This is a genomic window from Candidatus Paceibacter sp. (genome assembly GCA_013360865.1).
Taxonomy (GTDB): Bacteria; Patescibacteriota; Minisyncoccia; order UBA9983; family UBA9983; genus SURF-57.
Map to the genome: position 1 here is coordinate 1 of JABWAS010000029.1, position 5,711 is coordinate 5,711.

Annotated in this window: 6 protein-coding genes; all 6 read right to left on the reverse strand. The window is 44.8% G+C overall.

The window, feature by feature from the left end:
- Positions 1-218, reverse strand: a 218-nt coding sequence (locus tag HUT38_04320) for a hypothetical protein (protein NUQ57677.1), incomplete at its 3' end; no start/stop codon positions are given.
- 30 nt (positions 219-248) lie between these two features.
- On the reverse strand, positions 249-1,706 hold the full coding sequence (locus HUT38_04325; protein ID NUQ57678.1) for a phospholipase: 1,458 nt from the start codon (positions 1,704-1,706) through the stop codon (positions 249-251).
- A 153-nt stretch (positions 1,707-1,859) separates the two neighbouring features.
- On the reverse strand, positions 1,860-2,354 hold the full coding sequence (locus HUT38_04330) for a DUF456 domain-containing protein (protein ID NUQ57679.1): 495 nt from the start codon (positions 2,352-2,354) through the stop codon (positions 1,860-1,862).
- Between the two features lie 48 nt (positions 2,355-2,402).
- Complete coding sequence (locus HUT38_04335) at positions 2,403-3,275, reverse strand: hypothetical protein (GenBank protein ID NUQ57680.1); 873 nt, start codon at positions 3,273-3,275, stop codon at positions 2,403-2,405.
- 69 nt (positions 3,276-3,344) lie between these two features.
- Positions 3,345-4,235, reverse strand: a complete 891-nt coding sequence (locus HUT38_04340) for a hypothetical protein (protein ID NUQ57681.1) — start codon at positions 4,233-4,235, stop codon at positions 3,345-3,347.
- A 19-nt stretch (positions 4,236-4,254) separates the two neighbouring features.
- The coding region (locus HUT38_04345) for a polysaccharide deacetylase family protein (GenBank protein NUQ57682.1) at positions 4,255-5,711 on the reverse strand (1,457 nt) is incomplete at its 5' end.

A 5,711-nucleotide genomic window follows, 5' to 3' on the forward strand; every position in this document is an offset into this window, starting at 1 on the left:
GCCTTTTCCAAAGTGTTGCCGATGTCTTCGGTGAAAGTCTTGCCCTCCGGCCCGACGCATCGGCGCGGATAACTTTCCTGCACCGGATATCCGACGCGGGCGCAATCTTCAAAACTGCTCACCGGGGCGACGAAATTTTCGGTAAAAAAATAAAGGTAGGAATAAGCCGCGGCCAAAACGGCCAAAGTTATCGCAAAAATTATAAATATTTTCTTCATTCTTTTATTCTATCAAACCGCCGCATTAAATTAAAATGAACTCATGCCCGAGATTTCTCTCGCCATATAAATAAAATAGCTCACCGATGACTCGTTTTTGTATTTATCGTAATCGGCGGAATAAGTTTTTCCGCCCTCATTGTTCCAGGCGCGGTTGAAGTAATCGTAGGCGTCGGCGACAGCCGGAATAAGCGAGTCGCTTTTTACCAGCGCTTCCGTCTCCAGATTATAATCGCCGATGTTCCGACGCGTAAGATTGGCCGAGCCGAGCATAAGATGGTAGCCGTTTTTATTTTTCACCAACACCATCTTGCTATGACACTGTTCGCCGTTGGTATCGCACCATCTTATTTTTATTTTGCCTTTTGATTTTTTAATCAGTTCGGCGGCAGCCGGACGATTAGGGACGCCGTTTTTCTTAAATCCGAACGCGTCTTTATTCGGGTCCAGCAACAATCTGATTTCCGCTCCTTTTGCCGAGGCGGCCAGCAAGGCTTTGATTATTTTTCTGTCCGCGAGATAAAACATTGCCATATCAACTTTATCGCCCGCTACCGTTTCAGCCAGAATATCCAGCAACTTTTTCCTTACCTTTTCTTCTGTCAGAATTTGTGCCTCAACTTCTCCGCTTGCGTCGGAAATTTTTTCCGCCGGCAGCGAAATCGATTTGCCGGAAAATTTCGCCACCGCCGTTTCCGATTTTATGATGTCTTTCCATACCCCGTCTTCAACCGTCAGCGCCGAGTTGCCGTGATAACCGGACGCGTCGTGCGGATTGGCGGAAGTTATCAGAGAAACCATTTTATAACCGCCGGCGACTTTTTTGTCTGCGACTATTAGCTTGCGGTGATTGGCTTTGAAGTTTGGAAGATACAAATAGGATTTCAGCGGGACTTTCGGCTTATCATAATCAAAAGGATTGGGAAAGCGGTTTTTAGCCGGCTTATCCGGCCACGGAATAAAAGAAAGCAGCCTGTAAAAAGAAGAATAGGCCGGATTGCCGTCTCTAACTTTGTTCAAATCGGTAATCACCACTTCCACCCCGGCCTCTCTCATTTTTTTGAAATGTTCCGGCTCCGGCCCGCCATAGGCGGAATTTATCGGGTCGGTTATCACAACGACGGAAGCAGTCGGATTCTCTTTTTTCTTGTCTGCCAGCGCTCCGGACAATTCTTCGGAAAGTTCGCGGCGAATCTCCGTTTCTTTGCCGGCAAAATCGTTAAACAAAAACATATCAACCAGGACGTAATTTTCCGCCCCGTCTATCATCTTTAAAACTTCAGCAAAAATTTCCTGCTTCGCGACTCTCTTTTCCCCGCCATCCAGATAAGTTTCGTCGGAAAGAAATTTTATGGAAGCGGCCGGAACAAGATGTTTTTCTCCTTCCAAACTCAATCCTTTTTCCATCGGCTTGAAGTGGAAAAACAACCCTGTTCCCGCGGCAGCCGCCAAAAAGAGAAAAAATAATTTCCGCAATATTTTCCTCATTGATTTATTTTACCCCCACACCTGTTTTGTCATTATTCGCCTTTGCAAAAATTTTTATCTATATAATTAGACTTTCGCTGTATTTAGTGTTCTACGGCTGTAATTGCAAAATCATCGGCTCATATTTTGCTATGCCAAAACAGGTGTGGGGGTTTACCTGTATATAAAAATAGCGAACAGCGCCACGAAAGCGATTGCCAGAAATATATTGACAACCACGCCGGAAAAAGCGCCTACGACGGAACCGGTCGCGGCCTTCAGCGCCTTGTTTTTATCATGTTTGCGCAGCCATTCCGCGATAAATACGCCCAAAAATAATCCTAGAAATCCGCCGAAAGGCGGCATTATCAAGATGCCCAAAATCAATCCGACAAACCCCCAGAAAATCCCTTTGCGGGAAGCGCCGCCGTATTTGGCGCCGATTATTCCGGCTGTGTAATCAACGATAAGCGAAGCGCCGAAGATTCCGCCCAAAATCGCCAACTCCGTCCCCGTTATTCGGATAAACTTATCCACAAAGCCGAAAATCGCCGCCAGTAAAAACATATACGGGAAGGCGGGCATCATCGGCACCAGCGAGAACAGCAGGCCGGGCAACATTAAAATTATAAATATTACGGGCAGGGCGGGCGTTAAACTTTGAAGCATGTTTTTGGTGAAAAAATTAAAATTTGTTTCTAATATATTACCACATTTTTAAACCGCTCTTAACTCCTGCTCCTGTTTGAGAAGCGCCACCTCCGAATCTTTAATCTCTTTTGCAAGTCCTGATATTTCTTTTTCAATCCGGCTTATCGCGTAATCAATATTTTTTATTTCTTTTTCTTTCAGCGCCAGAGCGCTTTTGGTTTTCTCCGCCATAGCCATGTTTTTCGCCTTGTCCCTGGCCATTTCTTCTTCCAATTTTCCGATGTGTTTTTTAATTCCCTCCGCCGTTTCTTCCGGATTTGCCGCGTAAGACTCCAATGTCCGAAGCGCGCGGGCGGCTTCGCCCTGCTCGGACGACAACCTCTTAAGTTCTTCCTCCTCCGCCGATTTTTGATTTTCCAGGCTTCTCAACTGGGCGTTGAGCCTATCAATCTGCGCTTTCAGTTGTTCTTCCCTTCCGGTTATTCCCGCCAAAATCGCTTTTTCTTGAGCAACTTTTTCCGCCAGTGTCGCCGTTTTCTTTTCTGCCAATTCTTCCTGGTTCTCTTTTTCTTCTTTGGTCTTTCTGGTTTTTGTTTCCAGCTCATCCAGCTCTCTTTTTTTGCGCTCCACCAGCCGCTGTCTTTGGTCTTCTTCGGACTTTTCCTGTTCGCTTTTCAAGGCGGTTTCCAGTCTTGCCTTTTCTTCCGCCGCCTGCCGTTTTAAAAGTTTGTTTTTATTTAAATCGTTTTCTTTCTGGCGCAGTTTATCTTTTAGACGGAAAATTTCCTTTTTTTTCTCATCAACCTTTCTTTTTGTTTCGGCGATTTTGAGCTTGCGCCGGTTTTCCTGTTCCAGTTTTATTTTGGCCTCCGCCGCCGCCTTTTCTCTTTCCGCCTCTTTTGCCAACTTTTCTTTTTCCCTTCTTTCGTCGTAAATCATAAATTTATTATGCCATAAAAACAAGGTGAAAAAAACTACTGCTTTTGGCGATAGTTTTTAGGATTAATTTTATATCTTCGTCATTCTGTAGTCGTCAAACTCCACGTCCATAAAGTCGGTGCGGACGCCGCCGTAGCCGGAGGCTGTTATCGGCGCGCCGCCGTAAGTTTTTCCGTCGTCTTTGGCCTCTGCCGCCAAAATCCAGTTTCCGGTTTTGCCGTTATCCACAAAAAGTCTTACGGAAACCGTGCCGTCCGGATTATTTTTTACCTCGCTTTTTAACCCCACCCAAACATTTTTTGGCAAAAGATTCGGATTGACGGTTTTATCGTATTTGGAACCGCTGACAAAAGATTTGTAAGCCATCGTGTAATATTTGCCGTTTATTTTTTTCTTAATAACAACAGCTCCGTCCACTCTTATTCCGGCGTAGTAAAGATTGTCGCTGTTCTGATAGCGGTTAAAAAGCAACAAACCGTTTGATTCGTTGCGGTTGGGGCTGGCGCTTAATTGGTCTTTGTTTATTTTGAAATACATTTCCTGCGTAAAATTTTGCCATTTGCTTCTGGTGACCAGTCTTAGAATATTTTGCGGATGATAGCCGTTGTCGGTATCAACCGGATTGGATAAAGAATAAGCCAAACGCCATTTGGAATATTGCGAAAGATCTCCCTGCACGGTTTTGCCTATTCCGTTTTTAAGGTAAAAGTAAGCGCCGGAGTTGAGCCAAAAGTACGGGCTGGAGCTGTCATTCATGCTGCCGGCTTCCGCCAGCGTGCCGTCAACCTTAAAAGTGTAGTAAAAAGGCGAATTGACAATGGCCGCCACCGAAGCCAACTGACCGTCAAAACTGATGGCCAGATTAACGAAAAATTTTTCAATCGCCGTAAAGTTTTTATAAACAAAAAAACCTCCAACGATTATTGCGATAAATAAAATCGCCCAATATTTTTTCTTCATACAGTTTGTTATTTTACCACTATTGGCCCATCAGAGCTATACCTTCCTCTGTGGTAACAACCTTGACATTGTTCTGAATAAGATAATCAACCACCGCCTGAAGAGTTTCCGGCGTGTTGCTATACTTGTCGCCAGTATAATCGGTGGCGTGAAGCTCCAAGATAAGCCAGGTTCTGTCGGCCACCGCCCTGTCTATGTAAGATTTTATCTGTTCAACCGTAACATCTGACTCAACATGCTGGTCTTTCAACGAAAATTTGTCGGAATTTTTAGTGTTATATCCGGCAAAGACGCTTCTGGCTCCGATGTACCCGGCGTCAATCACCGCTTGCCTTACGTCATCGTTGAAAGCGCCGAAAGGATAGACGAAGGTTTTAACCGCAGGCACGCCGACAGCTTCTATTTCCGCCTTTGAAGTGAAAATTTCATTTCTCATTTCTTCTTCGCTTAAATCGGTAAGCCGAACATGGTTTATAGTGTGCGAACCTATCTCATGTCCGGCGTTAAACATATTCATCGTTTCTTCCGGATTTACGTAAAATGAATCCGTAAAAAAACCACTGACCAAATATTGGCTGCTTTTTATGCCAGCCGCGTCAAGAATCGGCAACGCGTTCTCGTATATGCTGTAAAATCCGTCGTCAAAATTAAACGTCACCATTCCTTCGCTGAACTTTCCGGAAGGAAGTTTTTTTACCGAATAATTGTCGGTAATAAGATAACCGTTTCCTTTTATGGTATGAAAAAGAATCATAGCCGCGGCGCCTTCCGGAACAATGAAAGAAGATTCGGCTTTCTTCCACTTGGACGACGGTACATAATTCATCAAACCAATATAAGAAAAAGTCCCATCAGACATTCTGAACTGAATCGTCGTATTGCTGGAAGCAGACGACATATAATAATCAGAAAACAAATATTCTTCGCCGCCGGAAACGTTTATTTCCGGAGAATACCACTTGGCGTCGCCGGAAACATAATCCGTCACTTCAACTTTGGCCCCCTTAGAGCCGTTTATGCCGTAGCCAGATTTATAACTGAACACGGCGGTATTTGAGCCGTAACGGTTGGTGTTCCATCCGTCCGGTTTTGTGCCGTTGTAATTTTGGGTTTCCAACGAACCGTTGTAAACAATATTATCCGGATCGGGAACAACTTCTTTAAGCGAGTAATCGTCCACAATCAGATAACCGACTCCTTTTATCATATGGAAAACGGCGGCCGACACAGCCCCCTGTGGAGCGACAAAAGTTCCGTAAAGTCCGTGCCATGTTTCCGACGGTTCGGCGACGGCAATGTCTATATACTTATTCGTTCCGTCGGACATATTAACCTGCACCGTCACATAACTGGAGATATCGGAAACATAATAATCCAAAAACTCATATTGCTGTCCGGCCGTAACCGGTACGGGATAAAAGTACCATTTGGCGTCGCCGCTGGTATAACTCGTAATCTCCGTTTTAGCCGCTTTTT